14 protein-coding genes and 1 tRNA gene are annotated in these 18,175 nt (G+C 57.9%); 7 read left to right on the top strand and 8 right to left on the bottom strand.

The window, feature by feature from the left end:
• Positions 1-10: 10 nt before the first annotated feature.
• Positions 11-2,497 (bottom strand): ABC transporter permease, encoded by a 2,487-nt coding sequence (locus tag AC5JQH_RS19490; protein ID WP_288365752.1) that lies wholly within the window; start codon positions 2,495-2,497, stop codon positions 11-13.
• Positions 2,497-3,216, bottom strand: a complete 720-nt coding sequence (locus AC5JQH_RS19485) for an ATP-binding cassette domain-containing protein (protein ID WP_273085772.1) — start codon at positions 3,214-3,216, stop codon at positions 2,497-2,499. The genes AC5JQH_RS19490 and AC5JQH_RS19485 overlap by 1 nt, the downstream gene beginning before the upstream one ends.
• 62 nt (positions 3,217-3,278) lie before the next feature.
• Here AC5JQH_RS19485 and AC5JQH_RS19480 point away from each other — a divergent pair, with 62 nt between their 5' ends.
• Positions 3,279-3,908: an arylesterase gene (locus AC5JQH_RS19480; protein ID WP_008172029.1), complete on the top strand. Its 630-nt coding sequence runs from the start codon at positions 3,279-3,281 to the stop codon at positions 3,906-3,908.
• 7 nt (positions 3,909-3,915) lie between these two features.
• Here AC5JQH_RS19480 and AC5JQH_RS19475 read toward each other — a convergent pair whose 3' ends face one another.
• On the bottom strand, positions 3,916-4,785 hold the full coding sequence (locus AC5JQH_RS19475; protein ID WP_273085762.1) for a YheT family hydrolase: 870 nt from the start codon (positions 4,783-4,785) through the stop codon (positions 3,916-3,918).
• Positions 4,786-4,953: 168 nt separating this feature from the next.
• On the opposite strand from AC5JQH_RS19475, the gene AC5JQH_RS19470 reads away from it, so the two are divergent.
• Positions 4,954-5,029, top strand: a tRNA-Asn gene (locus AC5JQH_RS19470).
• Between the two features lie 56 nt (positions 5,030-5,085).
• On the opposite strand, the gene AC5JQH_RS19465 is transcribed toward AC5JQH_RS19470, so the two are convergent.
• Complete coding sequence (locus AC5JQH_RS19465) at positions 5,086-6,375, bottom strand: M18 family aminopeptidase (protein ID WP_092031804.1); 1,290 nt, start codon at positions 6,373-6,375, stop codon at positions 5,086-5,088.
• 121 nt (positions 6,376-6,496) lie between these two features.
• Here AC5JQH_RS19465 and AC5JQH_RS19460 point away from each other — a divergent pair, with 121 nt between their 5' ends.
• Both AC5JQH_RS19460 and AC5JQH_RS19455 read left to right on the top strand, forming a co-directional pair.
• A complete protein-coding gene (locus AC5JQH_RS19460) occupies positions 6,497-6,982 on the top strand; it encodes a hypothetical protein (RefSeq protein WP_014576806.1) in 486 nt (161 codons plus the stop codon).
• Between the two features lie 107 nt (positions 6,983-7,089).
• Positions 7,090-7,698, top strand: a complete 609-nt coding sequence (locus AC5JQH_RS19455; RefSeq protein WP_014576805.1) for an outer membrane beta-barrel protein — start codon at positions 7,090-7,092, stop codon at positions 7,696-7,698.
• 50 nt (positions 7,699-7,748) lie between these two features.
• Here the strand turns inward: AC5JQH_RS19455 and rlmKL are convergent, their stop codons facing one another.
• On the bottom strand, positions 7,749-9,923 hold the full coding sequence (gene rlmKL, locus AC5JQH_RS19450; protein WP_493791649.1) for a bifunctional 23S rRNA (guanine(2069)-N(7))-methyltransferase RlmK/23S rRNA (guanine(2445)-N(2))-methyltransferase RlmL: 2,175 nt from the start codon (positions 9,921-9,923) through the stop codon (positions 7,749-7,751).
• 319 nt (positions 9,924-10,242) lie between these two features.
• Here rlmKL and rmf point away from each other — a divergent pair, with 319 nt between their 5' ends.
• Complete coding sequence (rmf, locus tag AC5JQH_RS19445) at positions 10,243-10,455, top strand: ribosome modulation factor (RefSeq protein WP_008172042.1); 213 nt, start codon at positions 10,243-10,245, stop codon at positions 10,453-10,455.
• Positions 10,456-10,627: 172 nt separating this feature from the next.
• On the opposite strand, the gene AC5JQH_RS19440 is transcribed toward rmf, so the two are convergent.
• Positions 10,628-11,647: a quinone-dependent dihydroorotate dehydrogenase gene (locus AC5JQH_RS19440; protein WP_491713440.1), complete on the bottom strand. Its 1,020-nt coding sequence runs from the start codon at positions 11,645-11,647 to the stop codon at positions 10,628-10,630.
• A gap of 409 nt (positions 11,648-12,056) precedes the next feature.
• Here AC5JQH_RS19440 and AC5JQH_RS19435 point away from each other — a divergent pair, with 409 nt between their 5' ends.
• Positions 12,057-13,217: a cation diffusion facilitator family transporter gene (locus AC5JQH_RS19435; RefSeq protein ID WP_008172046.1), complete on the top strand. Its 1,161-nt coding sequence runs from the start codon at positions 12,057-12,059 to the stop codon at positions 13,215-13,217.
• 19 nt (positions 13,218-13,236) lie between these two features.
• Here AC5JQH_RS19435 and AC5JQH_RS19430 read toward each other — a convergent pair whose 3' ends face one another.
• Positions 13,237-14,736, bottom strand: a complete 1,500-nt coding sequence (locus tag AC5JQH_RS19430; protein WP_053114956.1) for a RimK family ATP-grasp domain-containing protein — start codon at positions 14,734-14,736, stop codon at positions 13,237-13,239.
• Between the two features lie 201 nt (positions 14,737-14,937).
• Between AC5JQH_RS19430 and rimI the strand changes: the two genes are divergently transcribed.
• The gene (rimI, locus tag AC5JQH_RS19425) at positions 14,938-16,056 is read left to right on the top strand and encodes a ribosomal protein S18-alanine N-acetyltransferase (protein WP_273157741.1); all 1,119 of its coding nucleotides are present in this window, start codon (positions 14,938-14,940) and stop codon (positions 16,054-16,056) included.
• Here rimI and uvrB read toward each other — a convergent pair whose 3' ends face one another.
• A complete protein-coding gene (gene uvrB / locus AC5JQH_RS19420; RefSeq protein ID WP_491713439.1) occupies positions 16,057-18,117 on the bottom strand; it encodes an excinuclease ABC subunit UvrB in 2,061 nt (686 codons plus the stop codon).
• Between the last annotated feature and the right edge of the window lie 58 nt (positions 18,118-18,175).

Genomic DNA, 18,175 nt, shown 5'->3' with positions numbered 1-18,175 from the left:
CCGCCCGGTGCTACTCAAGGCGTCGCAACAACAGCATCGGCGATACACTCAACACCGGCCGTAGCTGCCAGCGGCCGAACAGGGCAAGAACAACGGCGCTTACGATTGGAATCGGCAGCACCACGTGCCAGTGCCACTGGAACGTGCCCTCGAACATCCTGAATTGAAGCGCCCAGACTGCCGCTTCGGCGGCAACCACTCCAAGCACACCCGCAAAACCACCCAGCAACGCAAATTCGAGCATGGTGCTGCGAACCAGCAACCTCTGGCGCCCGCCAAGTGTTCGCAGCAGCGCGCCTTCCCGCTGTCGATCCTGAAGCGTCGCACTGACGACTGCAGCCATCACCACCAGCGCGGCGGCAAGGATCAACGCCAGAATGGCCTCAATCGCCTGGGTTACCTGACGGACGATCTCCTGGATCCGCTCGATCACATGATCAATTTCCAGAACGGAAACCGTCGGGAACTGCCGGGAAAATTCGTTCAGGGCATCTTTCTTGTCCTTGGGCAGGTAAAAACTGGTAATCCAGGTCGCGGGCATCTCGGTGAGCCCGCCCTCCGGCGGGAACGCCATGTAGAAATTGGGCTTCATGCTGTCCCACTGGACCGTCCGAATACTGGTGACGGCTTCTGTCACCTTTTCCGAGCCAATGGTGAACGTCAGTTCGTCGCCCAGTGACAGTCCCAGCTTTCCGGCCAGCTCCGCTTCCACCGAGACACCTTCCTTCTGGTTTTCACCAAACCAGGCGCCCTCGACTATCTCGTTGTCGTCCGGCAAGGCCGACATCCAGGTCAGGTTCAGTTCACGGTTGAGAGCGTTAACATTCTCATCCTTGCTGACCGTCTCCTTGACCGGCTGACCATTGAGTTCGGTCAAGCGTCCTCGAACCATCGGGTAAAGTTTGTCCAGTGGCTGGCCACGCTCCTGCCAGAACGCATCGACATCCTCGACCGCTTCCGGTGCAATATTGATCAGGAAATGATTGGGCGCGTCATCCGGCAATTGGGCCTGCCAGTCTGTCAACAAAGAGGTACGCACCAATATCAGCGTGGCCGCCAGCATCAATGTCATCGCAAATACGGCAATCTGGGAAAGACTGGCCCGGCGATGCCGGTACAGCCCCACCAGGGCCAAACGCCAGGCGTTACCACCGCCGCGAACCTTGCGCAGTGTTGCCACCAACAGCCAACCCACCAGGCCAAGTGCCCCGAGCAGCAACGCAAGCCCCCCCAAAAGGGAAACCACCAAGGCAAGCTCGCCCGCATACATCCACACAAGCCCGAAAACCGCCCCAATGGCAATTATCATATCCGGCAGGGCCTCGCGCCCGGTTTCACCGGGCTGGCTGCGCAGTACACGCATCGCCGGAACATTGCGAAGCCTGCGAACGGGAGGATAGGCAAACGCAAACAGAGAGACCAGTGCCGTCAGCAAGGCGGGCACCAATGCAGACGGATCGAGCTGAAATTCCACCGGGCGCTCAAGCACCTGGCTCAGCATGTGAATCAGCAACCAATACAGCGGCATCGCGACCAGCAGTCCGCCCACGATGCCGGTGACACCCCAAAGCGCGAGGCGCTTGAGGTACAAACCGCCAATACCTGCACCGCTGAGCCCCAGCGTTTTCAGAAGTGCCACGGTATCGCGCTGGGAAAGGGCATACTGACGACTCGCCACAGCCACGGCCACGGCGGCAAGCAGGACTGCAAGACTGCCACCCAACAGCAGGAATCGCTCGGCTCGCTCGAGTGAGCGCGAGAAGGTCTCGCCATCCCGGACACCCGCCCATTCATGACTGGGTTCGAGTCTGGGTTCCAACCATTGGTAGTACGATTCCAGCGCAGCTTCATCACCGGCAAACAGGTAGACGTATTCAACCCGGCTGCCCTCCTGGATGACCCCGGTGGCGGCCACATCATCCACATGCATCATCACGCGGGGGGCCAGTGCCGACAGCCGGAAACCGCCGTCCGGCTCCCGGATGAGCAGGCCGGACACGGTAAGATTCAGATTACCAACTTCAAGCGACTCGCCGACTTCGAGATCCAGCAGCCTGAGCAAGCGCGGGTTGATCCAGACCTCTCCTGGCCCGGGCCCCTGATTTACCAGCTCCCGGGTACCTGTCGGGTTCCGCTGGATTTCGATATCGCCACGAAGCGGATATTCATTGCTCACGGCCTTGACTGACACCAGCTGGAAATTCTCGTCACCGAACACCATGGTGGAGAATTCCACCATTCGACCGGTTTTCAGGCCCTGATCGGCGGCTTCCTGAAGCCAGGCGTCCGGAATCGGTCGGCCATTCTCTGCCTCAAGCTGGCGATCCGCTGCCAGGAACGAGCTGGCTGAAGAAACCAGGGTGCGTTGAAGCTGACTGGCAAACAGGGCAATGGTGGCGACAGTGGCAACGGCGATGATGAGAGCGGCCAGAACGACGCGAACATCCCGTTCCCGCCAGTCCCGGCGAACCGACATGAGTTTTTTTGCAGCAGCCATCAGCGCGCCATCTCCTGGGCTGCTTCCGGTTCGCTCAGAACGCCGGCTTCAATATGGAACTGCCGATTGCAGCGAGCCGCCAGGTGTTCATCGTGGGTTACCATCACCAGCGTTGTGCCCTGCTCCCGGTTCAACGCCATCAAGAGATCAGACACTGCCTGACCGGTGCGGTTATCCAGGTTACCCGTCGGCTCGTCAGCGAACAGGATCAGCGGCTCAGACGCAAATGCCCGCGCGATGGCAACCCGCTGCTGCTCACCACCGGAGAGCTGTCTGGGTGTGTGGGTCAGCCGTTCGCCAAGCCCAACCCGTTCCAGTAGCTCACGGGCCCTCTTCTCCGGCGACGCCATGCCGGCAAGTTCCAGCGGCAACATAACGTTCTCGAGCGCGGTTAGCGCCGGCAAAAGCTGGAAAGACTGGAATACAAAACCAACCCGGTGTGCGCGGAGTTTTGCCCGCTCATCCTCGCTGAGCTTGCTGATCACCGAGCCGTCCAGCTCCACCGTCCCCTCGCTGGGCGTATCAAGACCCGCCAGCAAACCCAACAGGGTGGTTTTACCAGAACCGGAGCGCCCGACAATGGCTACGGATTCTCCCCGATTGATTTCGAGAGTGACCCCTTGCAAGATCGTGAGCGTATCGGTTTCAACACTGACGCGGTGGGTCAGGTTATCTACCCGTAACATTGGGCTCTGGCTATCCGGGTTAACATTGGTCATCTGATTCACGGAATCTCCCGATCCTGGGTCTCGAAAACGGCTTAAAGGTGTATTGGTTGTCTATGCATACGGCATTGGTGTACGTCAGATCAATTCTTTTTCTCGTGTTTGCCGTGCTGGCGCTGCCGGCAGTGGCCAGTCAAAACACGCTGCTCATCGTAGGTGACAGCCTCAGTGCGGCCTATGGAGTGCCCTCCGAAACTGCCTGGGTGCAGTTGCTGAGAAACCGGCTCGAGAGCAAAGGGTTGAGCGACTGGGAAGTGGTCAATGCCAGCATCAGCGGAGAAACCACGGATGGCGGTGCCCGCCGGCTGCCTGATCTCCTTGAGGAGAACGAGCCCGACGTCGTGGTCATTGAATTGGGTGGCAATGATGGCCTTCGCGGCTTTCCCCCCAACGTAATCGAATCCAATCTCGCCTCCATGATCGAAAAGGTGCAGACCTCGGGTGCTCGCGCCGTACTGGTGGGCATGCAGATACCGCCCAACTACGGACAGCGCTACACAGAGATGTTTGCCGAAATCTATCCGAAGCTGTCTGACCGATACGACACCGCGTTGGTTCCCTTTTTCCTCGACGGCATCTACAACCAGGCCGGGTTGATGCAGGACGACGGGATTCACCCGACCGAGGAAGCCCAGGGCAAACTGCTGGAGAATGTCTGGCCGGTGCTCAAACCGATCCTGCAATAAAGATGGTTCAGGTCAATCCCTGGAGGAATGCCAGCGCACGGCGCTCTGACCAATAAAAGCCATCTTTCGAATGCTCGACAAACCCGACGTGGCCGCCCCAACGAGGAGCTTCGAGGCGCATATGAGCGCCCAGCTCCCGCCGGGATTCCGGGAAACAGCGCGCCGAGAGAAACGGATCGTCGGCGGCGTTTACCATCAGCGCCGGCACGCGGATATCTCGCATGCGCCCCAATGCTGAACACTGGGCCCAGTAATCCCGGGCATTGCGGAAACCGTGCAGAGGCGCGGTGTAGCGGTCATCAAACTCATGAAAGCTGCGAATGGCATCAAACCCCGAAATATCAATCAGGTCCGGAAACCTCTCCGCCTTTTCCTCCATTTTTACCTTCAGATCCCGGAGAAAGCGCTGCATGTAGATCTTTCGGCTGGGCAACGCCAGCATATCTGCGCTGCCGGCCAGGTCGCAGGGAACCGAATAGGCAACGGCTCCGCAGATCCGGCTATCAACACGCTCGCCCTGTTCGCCCAGATAAAGCAGCGTCAGATTGCCCCCCATGCTGAACCCGGAAAGAAACAGGGTGTCGTAAGCACCTGACAAACCGTGGTTGACCACCAGGCCGAGATCCTCGGTGGCGCCGCTGTGATAGAACCGCGGTTGCCGATTCATAACCCCGCCACAAGAGCGGAAGTTCCAGTCAAGAACATCCCAGCCTTCCCGAAGCAGGGCGCGAGTTAAACCGAGCACGTAGGGCCGCCTGCTGTGACCTTCCAGACCGTGAGACACGATGGCCAGGCGATCGCTACCCTGCCGGTACCAGTCCAGGTGCAGTTCGTCGTCATCCAGTGTGGCGATCACTTCCGGCTCCGGTTCTACCATCGGGACTTTGCGAAACAGTGTGGGCCAGACAGACTGAACGTGGCCATTGCGCAACCACGGCGGGGGCCGGTAGTGAAGAGTCCTGCTTTCGTACAATTTTTAGCCTTTCATATCAGGGGGTTGACCCCGTAAACCAAAGCGCTTAATATGCGCGCCACTTGATGCTGTTCCCCGATAGCTCAGTTGGTAGAGCAACGGACTGTTAATCCGTTTGTCGCTGGTTCGAGCCCAGCTCGGGGAGCCACTTATTCCGAAATGCCGCTGATTCTTCTGAACCAGCGGCATTTTTCGTTTACGGCCTCAGAAAATCTGCTCGCGCTGCATGAATTCGGTCAGCACGCGGAACAACGTGAACCCATCCTCGGTGCCAATCAGCTCCCGAATGGAATGCATACCGAACTGGGGCACGCCAATATCCAGCGTGGTTACACCCAGGTTCCCCGCCGTCAGGGGCCCAATGGTGCTGCCACAGCCCATATCGCTCCGAACCACAAAGGTCTGGTGAGGCAACCCCAGCTCGTCACTGATGTGCCGGTAAACTGCTGCCGATCGACTGTTGGTGGCGTACCGCTGGTTATGGTTGACCTTGATCACCGGCCCCTGATTGAGAATCGGGCCATGATTCTCATCATGTTTATCCATGTAATTCGGATGAATGCCATGGGCATTGTCCGCCGACACCATCATTGAGTTGGCAATAGCACGAGCCTTGCCAGCGCCGACCCAGCGGTCCAGAACCGCTGTCAGGAACGGCCCTTGTGCACCTTCGGCAGACATACTGCCAACTTCCTCGTGATCGTTGCAGACCAGCAACGCGGCTTCGTCCCCGGAGGTTTTCAGCAGCGACTGGAGGCCAATGTAACAACTCAGAAGGTTGTCCAGGCGAGCCGAGGCGATGAAATCATCACGCAATCCGACAAACGAGGCTTCACGGGCATCGTAGAAACTGAGCTCGTAACCCAGGACCTTGCGGACAGTGAGCCCGGTCTCGGACTTGACCTGCTGGGACAGTAGATCCACGAAGCTGGTGGTATCGCTTTCAGGAACCTGCATCAGAACCGGTGGCAGATCGGTCTGTGGGTTAACCGTGCGATTGCTGTTGGCTTCTCGATCAAGATGGATTGCCAGGCTCGGAATGAATGCCACAGGCTTACGGAAATCCACCAGGGTGTCCCGTACCTTGCCGTCTTCATCCAGCACCGTCACCCGACCGGCCAGGGAAAGATCCCGGTCAAACCAGGGATTCAGCAACACACCACCGTAAACTTCGACACCCAACTGAAAGAAGCCCTTGCGGCGGAGCTCAGGGTTCGGCTTGACCTTCAGGCAGGGGCTGTCGGTATGAGCACCCACCATGCGGATTCCCGAGGTGGTGACATCTTTGCTGCCGGTTCGGAAGGCGACAATTGAGGAGCCGTTGCGGACAACGTAATAGCCCTGGTTGCTCACCAGCGACCAGTCTTCCCGCTCATCCAGCTCCTGAAACCCGGCCGCACTCAGCCGTTGTTTCATGGTGTCGACCGCATGCCAGGGTGTGGGGGAAGTGTTCAGAAACTTCAATAAATCTTTGTTAAATTCAGCGTGTTCCATGATGTCCCTGATTAAAAGATAATTGCGCCAACAGTATGGCATGAAGCCGTAAAGCCTCATACTGCGTCAACGGACATTCCCTATAACCGGGTCACAAATCAACCATCACCGGGAGCCCAACGTGCCAGCACCGAGATTTCTCGACATTGAATACTGCCAGACCGACGACGCGCTTTTTCCCACCGCCATGGCCTGGTCGCTGGAAGACGGCCGAATGAAAACCGTGGTCATCGCCCCTTCCGACGACTGGCTCCCGGAAGACGGTGACCTGGGCGATGTCGACCTCCTCTACCTTGAAGAACAGGGCGTGCCCCTGATCGAGCTGGCCCGGGAACTGCACCAGGATCTGCCCGACCAGACCGTCTTCGTGGACGGCCTCGATCCGGACGAGATTCTGGTAGACCTCATTTTCACGGCCGTGGCACAGGAGGCCCCGTTCGAAATCGCACCCATCAGTGAGCTGATCACAGGCCTGGACAGCGAAACCCTGGAAGACCGCCGCCGCCAGCTCCTGTTCGAGGAAAGCCTGGAACCCCAGTTGCCTGAAAATGGCGTCTACGCACTGCTGCTGATGGCGCGGGAAGAGGGCCTGTTCGACGAGGATTGAGAAACAGCAGGAATTGACAGGGGGAAGTGTGACACGGGTCGACGTAACAAACGGTTACACGAGGCAGAATCAGCCCGTATTTGCCCATGTCAGGAAGCCCGATAACAATGAACAAGGTTGTGCGAACGCCCCTCGTCTGTCCGCTTGTCCCTGCCCTGCTCCTCGCATCCCAGGCCGCCCTGGCCCAGGAAACGCCAAGGGCCGACAAACACTACATCGGGCTGCTGGCAACCACCTACAACCACCGCACCATCGGTGAAAACACCAAGGAAACCGCCTGGGGCACAGGCGGAACACTGGTGGTGGGTGGCCACATAACCGATCTGTTTCACGCCGAGCTGCGGGCCGGTGGCGGCTTCAAAGACGCCGAGGTACCGGACAGTGACCTGACGCTGAGCGTTGACTACTACGCCAGCTGGTACATGGGCCTGCACTACCCGATCACCGACTATGCAAACCTCTACGGCCAGTTCGGCTTTTCCTATATCCACGGCGAAGGCGAGATCAGCGATCCCGCAAATGATCGCAACAACCCCTACCTGGATCTCGAAGGCGAGTTCCCGGACAGCGGCTTCTCCATCAGCTGGATTGCAGGGCTTGATTTCGAAGTGATGGACGATACGTTTCTGGTCTTCGAAGGCGGAAAGCTTTTCGAAGACACAGGAACGGATGTGAACACCTTCCAGTTTTCCGGCGGACTGCGCTACGAGTTCTGAACGGCCGGCCGGATCTCGTGTTGCTGATCCGACCCGCTACCAGATCGCCATTAAGCCTTGTGGCGAATATGCCAGCACCGGTGAATGCGGGCGTTGCGTTGAAAATCCTTGTCCAGGGTATCCCGCGTCACTTCAGCAACCTCGAACTCGCTTTCCAGTGTCTCGTCCAGCTTGAAGCGTCGGAAATTGTTGGAAAAGATCAGCAACCCGTCGGAACTCAACCTTGCCATGGCCTGCCTAACCAGCGTGGGATGATCCTTCTGGATATCCAGAACGCCGGCCATACGGGCAGAGTTGCTAAAGGTCGGCGGATCCATGAAAATCAGGTCAAACCATTGGTCCGCCGTTTTCCGGTCTGCCAGCCAGGCCAGGCAGTCTGCCTGCTCTACCCGATGCTTCTTGGGGTCGGCTCCGTTCAGCGCAAGATTCTCCTCGGCCCAGCCGACATACGTCTTTGACATATCCAGACTGAGCGAGCGGCTGGCGCCTCCAACAACAGCGTGAACAGTGGCCGCGCCGGTATAACAGAACAGGTTCAGGAATCGCTGGTTTGCCGAGTGCTGCTGAATCCAGTGCCGCACCGGTCGATGATCCAGAAACAGACCCGTGTCCAGATAATCCTTGAGGTTCACCTTCAACACGCAGCCGTGTTCGTGAACCCTGAAAAACTCGCCACTGACTGCCTGCTTCTCGTACTGATTGGTGCCGGTTTGCCGCTGGCGCTGCTTGCACACCATATCCTCCGGCTCCACTCCCAGTGCTTCGGGAATGACTGCAAGGGCCTCCGCCAGGCGTTCTCGAGCAGCACGCTCATCCACCGATTTCGGGGCCGCATACTCCTGCACGTGCACCCGCCCCTCATAGATATCGATCGCCAACGCAAACTCCGGCATATCGGCATCGTAGAGGCGGTAGCAACCAATGCCCTGCTTTCTTGCCCACTGCCCAATGGTCTTCAGGTTCTTCTTGAGGCGATTGCGCAACATGGCCGCGCGTTCCTCATTGGCAATCCGAGGGGTGACCTCACCGGGAATATCCGGGGTCCTCGGTGTCACGGCGCTCACTTCATTTATCTCGAACAGCAGCAACTGGGCGGGCAGCTTGCCGTTGAAAAGCCGGTATTGTTTGTAACTTCTCAATCCGATGGACTTGCCGAATTCCGGGGCTCCGGTAAATACACCGAGGCGCCAGCCTGGAACGCAGCGTTTAACCGCGTCGCCCAGGGCCTGGTACAAGCCGCCCAGCTCCCTGCGCTCACTCAACCGCTCACCGTACGGGGGATTGGTGAGGACCAGCCCCTGATCAGACCAGTCGCCTTCCAGTGCCAGGGCATCGACTGCGCGAGCCTCAACGTGCACAACATTCTCCAGACCTGCCCTCTGGATGTTTTTCCAGGCGGTCCCGATGACCCGGCTGTCCTGGTCAAAGCCCGCCATTCTCGGGATCCGCCCTTGCTTGCCCTCGTGGGCGCGACGCTCCGCCTCCTGGCGCAGCGATAACCAGAGCTCCGGCTGATGGCCCGGCCACTTCTCGAAACCGAACCTTTCCTGCTTGCGGCCTGGCGCCATATCCAGCGCCATCATGGCAGCTTCAACTACAAGGGTGCCTGAACCGCACATCGGGTCCACGAAATCGCCGCCGGCGGCGGCGATTTCCGGCCAGCCCGCTCGCATCAGCAATGCCGCGGCCAGGTTTTCCTTCAGGGGTGCCATGCCCTGATCCGTACGATAGCCGCGCATGTGCAGGCTGTGCCCGCTCAGATCAATGCCCAGGGACAAGCGGCCACGATTGAGTCGCGCGGAGACAATGACATCCGGGTTCTTGGCATCCACTGAAGGCCGCGGTCCGCCATTGGCCTGAAACCGGTCCACAATGCCGTCCTTGACCCTTTGAGCGCCATATTGAGTATTGCGGATGGCCTCGTTCTGACCGAGGAACGTAACGCGGAAACTGCCATGCACAGGAATGTGCTGCTGCCAATCCATGTGCACAACGCCGTCATAGAGCTGATCGCCACTGTTGGCATCCACTTCATCAATGTGAAGGATCACCCGGTTGGCGAGACGCGACCATAGACAGGCGCGATACCCACCCTCCAGAGAACCTTCCACCCAAACCCCCGCCGGGGCATTGCGTACGGTATCCAGACCAAAGGTGCTGAGCTCGTCCGCCAGTAGGTATTCCACCCCCTTCGGGCAAGTTACGAAAAATACAGATTTGGACAAGTTCAACTCCTGGTTCCTGGACGGCTTGAGGTAAGTTTCCGAAATAAAGGCTATTCCGAAAATCGCAGCAAAATTTTTAGTTCATATAACTATAAAAAAAGCGTCACATAGATGAAATAATTAGTGTACATCCGCTAAAGGTTCGATTTACCTTGTAAGTGACGCGTTGTTCCGGAAGGGTGCAAACCTTCCGTTAACAGGATCCTGACTGCTCTGGCTTGAGCTGACAATAGTGGGTTATCCCGGAGCGGATAACACTGGTCGCAGCCACTGCAGATGTGTACACGCTTGTTCTGTTAATCCATCAGTGAGGAACGGCATGAAAAGACAGAAAAGAGACATGTACGCTCGTGCATTCAAGCGGGGTTATCTCGCTGGCGTGTCCGGAAAATCCAAAGACAGCTGCCCGATTGAACAGGCGGAAGTTCGCCAGGAATGGCTGAACGGGTGGCGAGAAGGCCGCACAGATCAATGGGAGGGCATGACCGGCGTATCCGGCATCCATAAACTGGCTAACGTTACGACAGCGTGACGCCTCAACTAACCCCGATTCTTAATCTGATCTTTTTACACACAATTTGACGCAGTACTCAGAGCAACCCAAACGGGGCCTCCCGCCCCGTACCATGCGATGAAGCGCCACGGGGTTCATTCCCCGCTCGGGCCCGCTAAGCGGGCCCACCTTCGTTATGGGGCGCGGTAAATCACTTGACCTGCCGGATAGCCTCAACAGCCTCTTTAATAAGTTCAGGCCCCCGGTAAATAAAACCGGTGTAGATCTGGACCAGCTTGGCACCGGCCCGGACTTTCTCGGCTGCACTTTCACCGTCCATAATGCCGCCGACACCAATAATCGGTAGTGATTCCCCCAGTTCCGCGTAAAGCCCCCGGATAACCCTGAGAGAAGGCTCCCGCACCGGTGCACCGCTGAGGCCACCAGCCTCATCGGCATGGGTATGACCTGCCACGGCATCCCGACCGATCGTTGTATTGGTGGCAATCACGCCATCAAGGCCCGTCTCACGCAGGGCGGATGCCACGAAGCGGATACCGTCATCGTCCATGTCCGGGGCGATCTTCACAGCCACAGGCACATACCGGCCATGCTCCTTCTCACACTGGAACTGTTCGTCCTTGATGGCCTCCAGCAGGCCTTTCAGGGAGTCTCCAAACTGCAAATCCCGAAGGCCGGGCGTGTTGGGCGAGGACACATTCACCGTTATGTAATCGGCCCGACTGTAAACTGCCGAAATTCCCTTCCGGTAATCGGATTCGGACTGGTCGTTGGGCGTGTCCTTGTTCTTGCCAACATTGATTCCAAGCACGCCCTTGTAGCGGCGCTGATCCACACGGGCCAGCAAGTGGTCCAGTCCCTCGTTATTGAAACCCATCCGGTTAATGATGGCCTGATGCTCCGGCAGCCGAAACATCCGTGGTTTGGGGTTGCCGGGCTGCGCCAGAGGCGTCACGGTACCGACTTCAATAAAACCGAAGCCCAGGGCGCCAAGCGCATCGAGGTGATCGGCGTTCTTATCCAGACCTGCGGCAAGCCCGACGGGGTTCGGAAAATCCAGCCCCATAACATTCACTGGCAATGAATCTATCTTTGGTGAAAAAGCGCTCAAAACGCCTAATCGGTGCGCAAGATCGAGACCATTCAATGCAACATTGTGAGCTTGCTCCGCTGGAAGGCGGAAAAGCAGATTGCGGATAACGCCGTACATCTGAAAAAACTCCCCTGATCCAAGTGGGCGGAGTATACCGGAAGTTTTCCACAGCATCCCGGGATAGAACCAAATCAGCTGTAAATGACTGTATCATGGCACTCTCATGACCTTTTCCACGGAATCTGTGGATAAACCTGTTGAAAATCGCGGGGCAACGGTTGCCATCCCTTGATAACTGCGCCAATCTACAAATTGATCATTTTTTGATCAGTTATTTTTATGTTTATTTTCAATCGTTTATATATTTTTCTCATGGCTGTCGACAAATACTAAACAAAATGTTACCCAGTCATCGTTCTGCAATGATGTGCATAAATCACTTGAAATCCCCTCTTTTAGCCACCCCTGCCAAAGCCCGTGGGAATAACGTTATACTGGCACCTGTCTTCTGATCTGGAGTGCATCAATGCAAGAGCCGATTTCCCCCGCCCAACAGCACCGGGAAAACCTCGCGGGCGAAATGAAGGCGGCCTCGCGCGTGACCATTATCGGAATGATTCTCGATGCCGTACTCGGGGTCATAAAAGTCATTGGTGGTGCTCTTTTTAACTCCCAGGCCCTGCTGGTGGATGGCATTCACTCCTTTACGGATGTTGCCTCTGATCTGGTTGTTCTTGGCGTCATGAAGGTATCCCGCCAGGAGCCGGATGACGACCATCCTTATGGCCATCAGCGAATCGAAACCTTCGGCACTCTGGTTCTGGGCAGCATCCTGATTGCCGTTGGCGCCGCCCTGGCCTGGGAAAATACCCTACGCCTGATAGAGGGTGGCGTGGATACTGTGCCTGGCTGGCCGGTTCTGGTGGCAGCTGCAGCGTCTGTTGCGGGCAAGGAATGGATTTTCCGATACACACGCCACGTCGGCCTGAAGATCCGCTCGGATCTGATTATCGCCAATGCCTGGCACAGCCGAACCGATGCGTTCTCCTCAGTCGTGGTTCTGGTGTCCACGGCCGGCGCCATGCTCGGCATGGTCTGGCTTGATGTGTTCGCGGCGGTGGTGATCGCAGGCATCATTATCCACATTGGCTGGAAGTTTACCTGGGACAGCGTCAAGGAACTCGTGGATACCGGCCTCTCCCAGGAGGACACGGAGATGCTCAAGAGTATCGCCCGGGACACAGACGGAGTGCGCAACGTGCATGAACTTCGCAGCCGTCGTATGGGGCACGACATTCTGCTGGATATTCACCTGGTGGTTCGTCCGGAAATCAGCGTATCGGAAGGGCATCAGATCGGCATGCAGGTTGTCTCGGGAATGCGGGATGCCCTGGACAACATCCGGGACATCAACTTCCACATCGACGCCGAAAACGACGAAGATCAGCCGCTGACCTCCGAGCGCCTGCCCTCCCGTGAAGACATCCGGGCCATCCTGGCCCGACACCTGGGAGAGTTGCCGCAACACAGCCGGCTCCGGCTGCACTATCTGAAAAACAAAGTGCATCTGGAGCTGTTCCTGGACAGCCCCGAGGGTGAAACCGTCTTCTCATCCTCAAACATCAGGGAAGAGCTCGGTGATTACCCCTGGTTTGGGAGTGTCCGGGTATGGGTGGCCGGCCCCTGAAAGCCGCCGGCCATATAACCTAGCGACGCCTGTTCTCTTCCATCCTTGAAAGAAATTCCTGCATGATCAGGGTGTAGAGCTCGCCCCCCAGGAAGCGGTCTTCCACGCCCGCATCAATGCTCGGGTTGTCGTTGACTTCGATGACGGCAACCCGGTTGCCTGACTGTTTGATATCCACACCGTACAGCCCGTTGCCGATCAGTCTGGTGGCATTCAGGGCCGCCTGAATGACATTCCTTGGCACCTCATACGTGGGCATGGTCTCAAAGCCACCGCTCTCACTCTCGGATTCGCTGTGCTGATAGATCTGCCAGTGGCCTTTCACCATCATGTACTTGCAGGCGTAGATGGCCCGCCCACCGAGCACACCAATACGCCAGTCGTAATCGGTGTAAAGGTATTCCTGAGCCAGCACCAGGGCGGACTGCTTGAACAGGTCTCTCAGCCCGGCACGGAGGGTCTTCTCGTCTTCGGCCTTGGTTACGCCTCGGGAAAACGCACCATCCGGGATCTTGATAACTACCGGAAAACCCAGCTCACTGATGACCTGCTCGACAGCGTTCTTCTGATCTTTCGACAGGATGAGTGTCTTGGGCGTGGGAACCTTGTTGTTCTTCAGGAGATCTGCAAGGAACACCTTGTTGGTGCACTTGAGGATCGACACCGGATCATCAATGACCACCATGCCCTCAGCGGCCGCCTTGCGGGCAAACCGGTAGGTGTGATGATCAATGGCAGTGGTCTCACGAATGAACAACCCATCGTATTCCGGCAGGCGCATATAATCCCGCCGGGTAATCTGCTCAACGTTGATACCCAGCTTGCGACCGGCTTTCTCGAAACGCTTCAGGGCAACCTTGTCACTCGGCGGCATCTCCTCATCGGGATTGACCAGCACCGCCAGATCATAGCGGTAACGGCGTCGGGTCCGTGGCTTACGCCAGACCATGCTGCTGAAACGATCCAGGGCCGCCGCGAACACGTCCTGCTCCTGCTCGCCCAGATCCGCCGGAGCCGCCGGCTTCATGGACTCGATCTGCCACTGCTTGCGGCGCTTGAAAACAATTTCAAGAATCGGACAAGGGAACCGCTCGAACAGCGCCCGGGCGACCGGCTTCAGATCCGGGTGCTCGGCCTGGCCAAAGTAGGTCCGAATGCGCACTTCATGGGTGGCCGCGCGCTCATCACTGGCAGGGTCAATAGCGGAACCCGCTGCTTCCAGCCAGTTGATGACGCTTTCATCAAGCTCTTCCAGCTCAAGTGAAAACAGTCCTTTGCGGCCGAGATCATTGAGCGTCATCACCGAGGGTACGACATGGTGACCACGGGCTTCCGCCAGGAGTGAACAATAATACCCCTTGCTCAGGTAACGGGCGCTCTGACACAGGTTGATGACCCTCACCCGACTGGCGGGCGGAGCTGAGAACTGGAGGTACTGGTCAAACGTCAGCACGTCCTCACTGGGGTAATAAGGCGCCCAGTCTTTGGCGCGGTCCACTACGATAAGCAATCGGGACATTGAAGGCATTCCTCCCTGAAAGGTCTTGCCTGTGGTAATTGAGGTCACAATACGCCGGTCACAATCGCTGCACAATCGGCGCATAATGCGTGCTTTTACGCATCCTTGCGGTCTTTGCGTTACCCTGACTCTCAAACATAATAGCGGAGTACGGGAAGCCCACCAGCATGCCCTCCTCGCGTTTTTCAAGGCCGTCTCTCAATGCCTGATTTCCAGCTCCGACAAGCCACCAGCAAGGACCTCGACGCTCTGGTTGCGCTTGAAAACCGGTGTTTCACCGAGGACCGTCTGTCCCGGCGCAGCTTTCGCCGTTTTCTGGAAATGCCCAGGGACCGGTTGATTGTGGCTGAGGCCGATGGCGAATTGGTGGGTTATTGCCTGGTTCTGATGAGCGCGGCTACCCGGCTGGCCCGCATTTACTCCATTGCTGTTTCGCCAACGGTGCGCGGCCAGGGCGTAGGCGAGAAGCTGGTGCGTGAGGCGGAATCCGAAGCAGTGGATGCCGGCCGTATTATCATGCGCCTGGAGGTCCGTGAAGATAATAAAGGTGCAATCGCACTCTACAAGCGCCTGGGCTATCGCCAGTTTGGCACCTACCGGGACTACTACGAAGACCACGGCACTGCCCTGCGTTTTGAGCGGCGAATCCTGTTCTACGAGCCGTCCCGGGAATTCCCCGCGGTGCCCTATTACCCGCAGACCACGGATTTTTCCTGCGGCCCCGCCGCCCTGATCATGGCCATGGCCGCCCTGGATGAGCAGCAACCGCTGACAACGCTGGAAGAACTGAGATTATGGCGGGAGGCGACCACCATCTTCATGCTTGCCGGCCACGGCGGCTGCGGCCCCCACGGACTGGCACTCGCCGCCTGGAACCGGGGCTTTGAAGCCAGTGCGTGGATCAGCATGGAAGGTGCTTTGTTCAAGGACACCGTCAGAAGCGAGGACAAAAAGCGGGTCCTTGAACTGGTCCATGAGGGCTTTCTGCATGACATCGGCCAGACCGGCATACAGTTGCACCACGACCCGCTGACTCTGGAAGCCATGGCAGAGGCCCTGCACGAGGGCCGGGTTCCGGTGATCCTTATCAGCACCTGGCAACTGAACCGAAGCCGCGTCCCCCACTGGGTAACCGTCTGTGCGATTGACGACCAGTTCGTGTACCTGCACGATCCGGAAATAGACGTGGAAATGGGCGAAACCGTCGCCGACAAGCAATATCTGCCAGTCGATAAACGGGTATTCAGCCAGATTTCACGGTACGGCAGGAACCAGCCATTGCAGGCTGCGATCATCGTAGGGCCCAAGCGGCCGGCCTGATCAGCCGGTCCGCAGGGCCGCCTCTTTCAACTCGGCAATATCGTCTCGCAGACGGGCGGCAGTTTCGAAATCCAGCTCGGAAGCGGCCTTGTACATTTCATCCTCGAGCCGGGACACTTCCTTGAGGACCTCCTCCGGCGACCGATTGCCAGCCTTGGCCCGATACTGTTCCGCCTCTTCGGCTGCTTTCTGCCCCGGGCGCTCGGCCTTGCGACGGCCACGACCGCCGCCTCCGGCACCTTCCATGATGTCGGCAATTTTCTTGTTCAAGCCCTGCGGGGTAATGCCCTGCTCCAGGTTGTGAGCTTCCTGCTTGGCCCGGCGACGCTCTGTCTCATCAATGGCCCGCTGCATGGAGCCTGTAATCCGGTCACCGTAGAGAATGGCCTTGCCGTGAACATTCCGCGCCGCACGACCCATGGTCTGGATCAGTGAGCGCTCGGAGCGCAGGAAACCTTCCTTGTCCGCATCTAGGATGGCCACCAGCGAAACTTCTGGCATGTCCAGACCTTCCCGCAGCAGGTTGATGCCCACCAGCACATCGAACTCCCCCCGCCGGAGGTCCCGGATGATCTCCACCCGCTCGACGGTATCGATGTCCGAATGCAGATAGCGAACCTTGATGTCGTGCTCCATCAGGAAGTCGGTGAGATCCTCGGCCATACGCTTGGTCAGCGTGGTCACCAGAACCCGTTCCTTCACCTTCACCCGCGTATGGATCTCCGAAAGCAGATCGTCCACCTGGGTAGACGCGGGACGCACCTCGATTTCCGGGTCCAGCAGGCCAGTGGGACGCACCACCTGTTCCACCACCTGACCCGCATGCTCGGCCTCGTAAGTGGACGGGGTTGCGGATACGAAGATCATCTGGGGCGCAATTCGCTCCCACTCTTCAAACTTCATGGGTCGGTTATCCAGCGCCGATGGGAGGCGGAAACCGTACTCAACAAGGGTTTCCTTCCGGGACCGGTCGCCCTTGTACATGGCGCCGATCTGGGGAATGGTCACGTGAGATTCATCCACCACCAGCAAGGCATTGGGCGGTAAGTAATCAAACAGTGTCGGCGGTGCCTCACCTGGGCGGCGACCTGAGAGGTAGCGCGAGTAGTTCTCAATGCCGTTGCAATAGCCCAGCTCCAGCATCATTTCGATGTCGTACCGGGTGCGCTCCTCCAGACGTTGTGCTTCCACCAGGCGGTTGTTGTCCCGCAGCTGTTGCAGCCGCTCATCCAGCTCCACCTTGATATGCTCGACCGCATCCAGCACCGTCTGCCGGGGCGTCACATAATGCGATTTCGGGTAGATGGTGACCCGTGGCACTCGGCGCAGGACCTCACCGGTCAACGGGTCGAAATAGCTGAGATTCTCAACCTCGTCATCGAAGAGCTCGATGCGGATAGCTTCCTTCTCGGATTCCGCCGGGAATACATCGATCACATCGCCCCGAACCCGATAATTGGCCCGGTGGAACTCGATATCGTTCCGGGTGTACTGAAGTTCGGCCAGGCGCCGGAGGATGTATCGCTGATCGATCTGATCGCCCCGGTCCAGATGCAGCATCATCTTCAGGTAGGACTGCGGGTCACCGAGGCCGTAGATAGACGACACCGTCGCCACGATGATGGCATCCGGCCTTTCCAGCAATGCCTTGGTGGCAGACAGACGCATCTGCTCGATGTGCTCGTTAATGGAGGCGTCTTTCTCGATAAACGTGTCCGACGAGGGCACGTAGGCTTCTGGCTGGTAGTAGTCGTAGTAGGAAACGAAATACTCCACCGCATTGTCGGGAAAGAACTCCTTGAACTCACCATAGAGCTGAGCGGCCAGCGTCTTGTTATGGGCCATGATGATGGTAGGCCGCTGGACCTGCTGGATGACATTAGCGGTGGTGAAGGTTTTACCGGAGCCGGTTACCCCCAGCAACGTCTGGTGTGCCAGGCCAGAGTGGATACCATCCACCAGCCCCTCGATTGCCTTGGGCTGATCGCCCGCTGGCTGGAACGGTGAATCAACCTGGAACACACCCTCTCTGGCGGAAACGTTTGCCTGATTACTGGCCATAACTGGCGGAAACCTCCGGTAAAACCGACGCACGGGCGAAACAGCCCCTGCCATTCGA

This window comes from Marinobacter sp. H13 (genome assembly GCF_059072335.1).
Note: the sequence above shows the minus strand (reverse complement) of the source record. Positions and strands in the feature narration are given on the sequence as shown.

Coding starts and splice junctions, on each gene's coding strand:
- AC5JQH_RS19490 (WP_288365752.1), bottom strand. CDS start 2,497: ATGGCTGCTGCAAAAAAACTCATGTCGGTTCGCCGGGACTGGCGGGAA.
- AC5JQH_RS19485 (WP_273085772.1), bottom strand. CDS start 3,216: ATGACCAATGTTAACCCGGATAGCCAGAGCCCAATGTTACGGGTAGAT.
- AC5JQH_RS19480 (WP_008172029.1), top strand. CDS start 3,279: ATGCATACGGCATTGGTGTACGTCAGATCAATTCTTTTTCTCGTGTTT.
- AC5JQH_RS19475 (WP_273085762.1), bottom strand. CDS start 4,785: ATGGTAGAACCGGAGCCGGAAGTGATCGCCACACTGGATGACGACGAA.
- AC5JQH_RS19465 (WP_092031804.1), bottom strand. CDS start 6,375: ATGGAACACGCTGAATTTAACAAAGATTTATTGAAGTTTCTGAACACT.
- AC5JQH_RS19455 (WP_014576805.1), top strand. CDS start 7,090: ATGAACAAGGTTGTGCGAACGCCCCTCGTCTGTCCGCTTGTCCCTGCC.
- rmf (WP_008172042.1), top strand. CDS start 10,243: ATGAAAAGACAGAAAAGAGACATGTACGCTCGTGCATTCAAGCGGGGT.
- AC5JQH_RS19440 (WP_491713440.1), bottom strand. CDS start 11,647: ATGTACGGCGTTATCCGCAATCTGCTTTTCCGCCTTCCAGCGGAGCAA.
- AC5JQH_RS19435 (WP_008172046.1), top strand. CDS start 12,057: ATGCAAGAGCCGATTTCCCCCGCCCAACAGCACCGGGAAAACCTCGCG.
- AC5JQH_RS19430 (WP_053114956.1), bottom strand. CDS start 14,736: ATGTCCCGATTGCTTATCGTAGTGGACCGCGCCAAAGACTGGGCGCCT.
- rimI (WP_273157741.1), top strand. CDS start 14,938: ATGCCTGATTTCCAGCTCCGACAAGCCACCAGCAAGGACCTCGACGCT.
- uvrB (WP_491713439.1), bottom strand. CDS start 18,117: ATGGCCAGTAATCAGGCAAACGTTTCCGCCAGAGAGGGTGTGTTCCAG.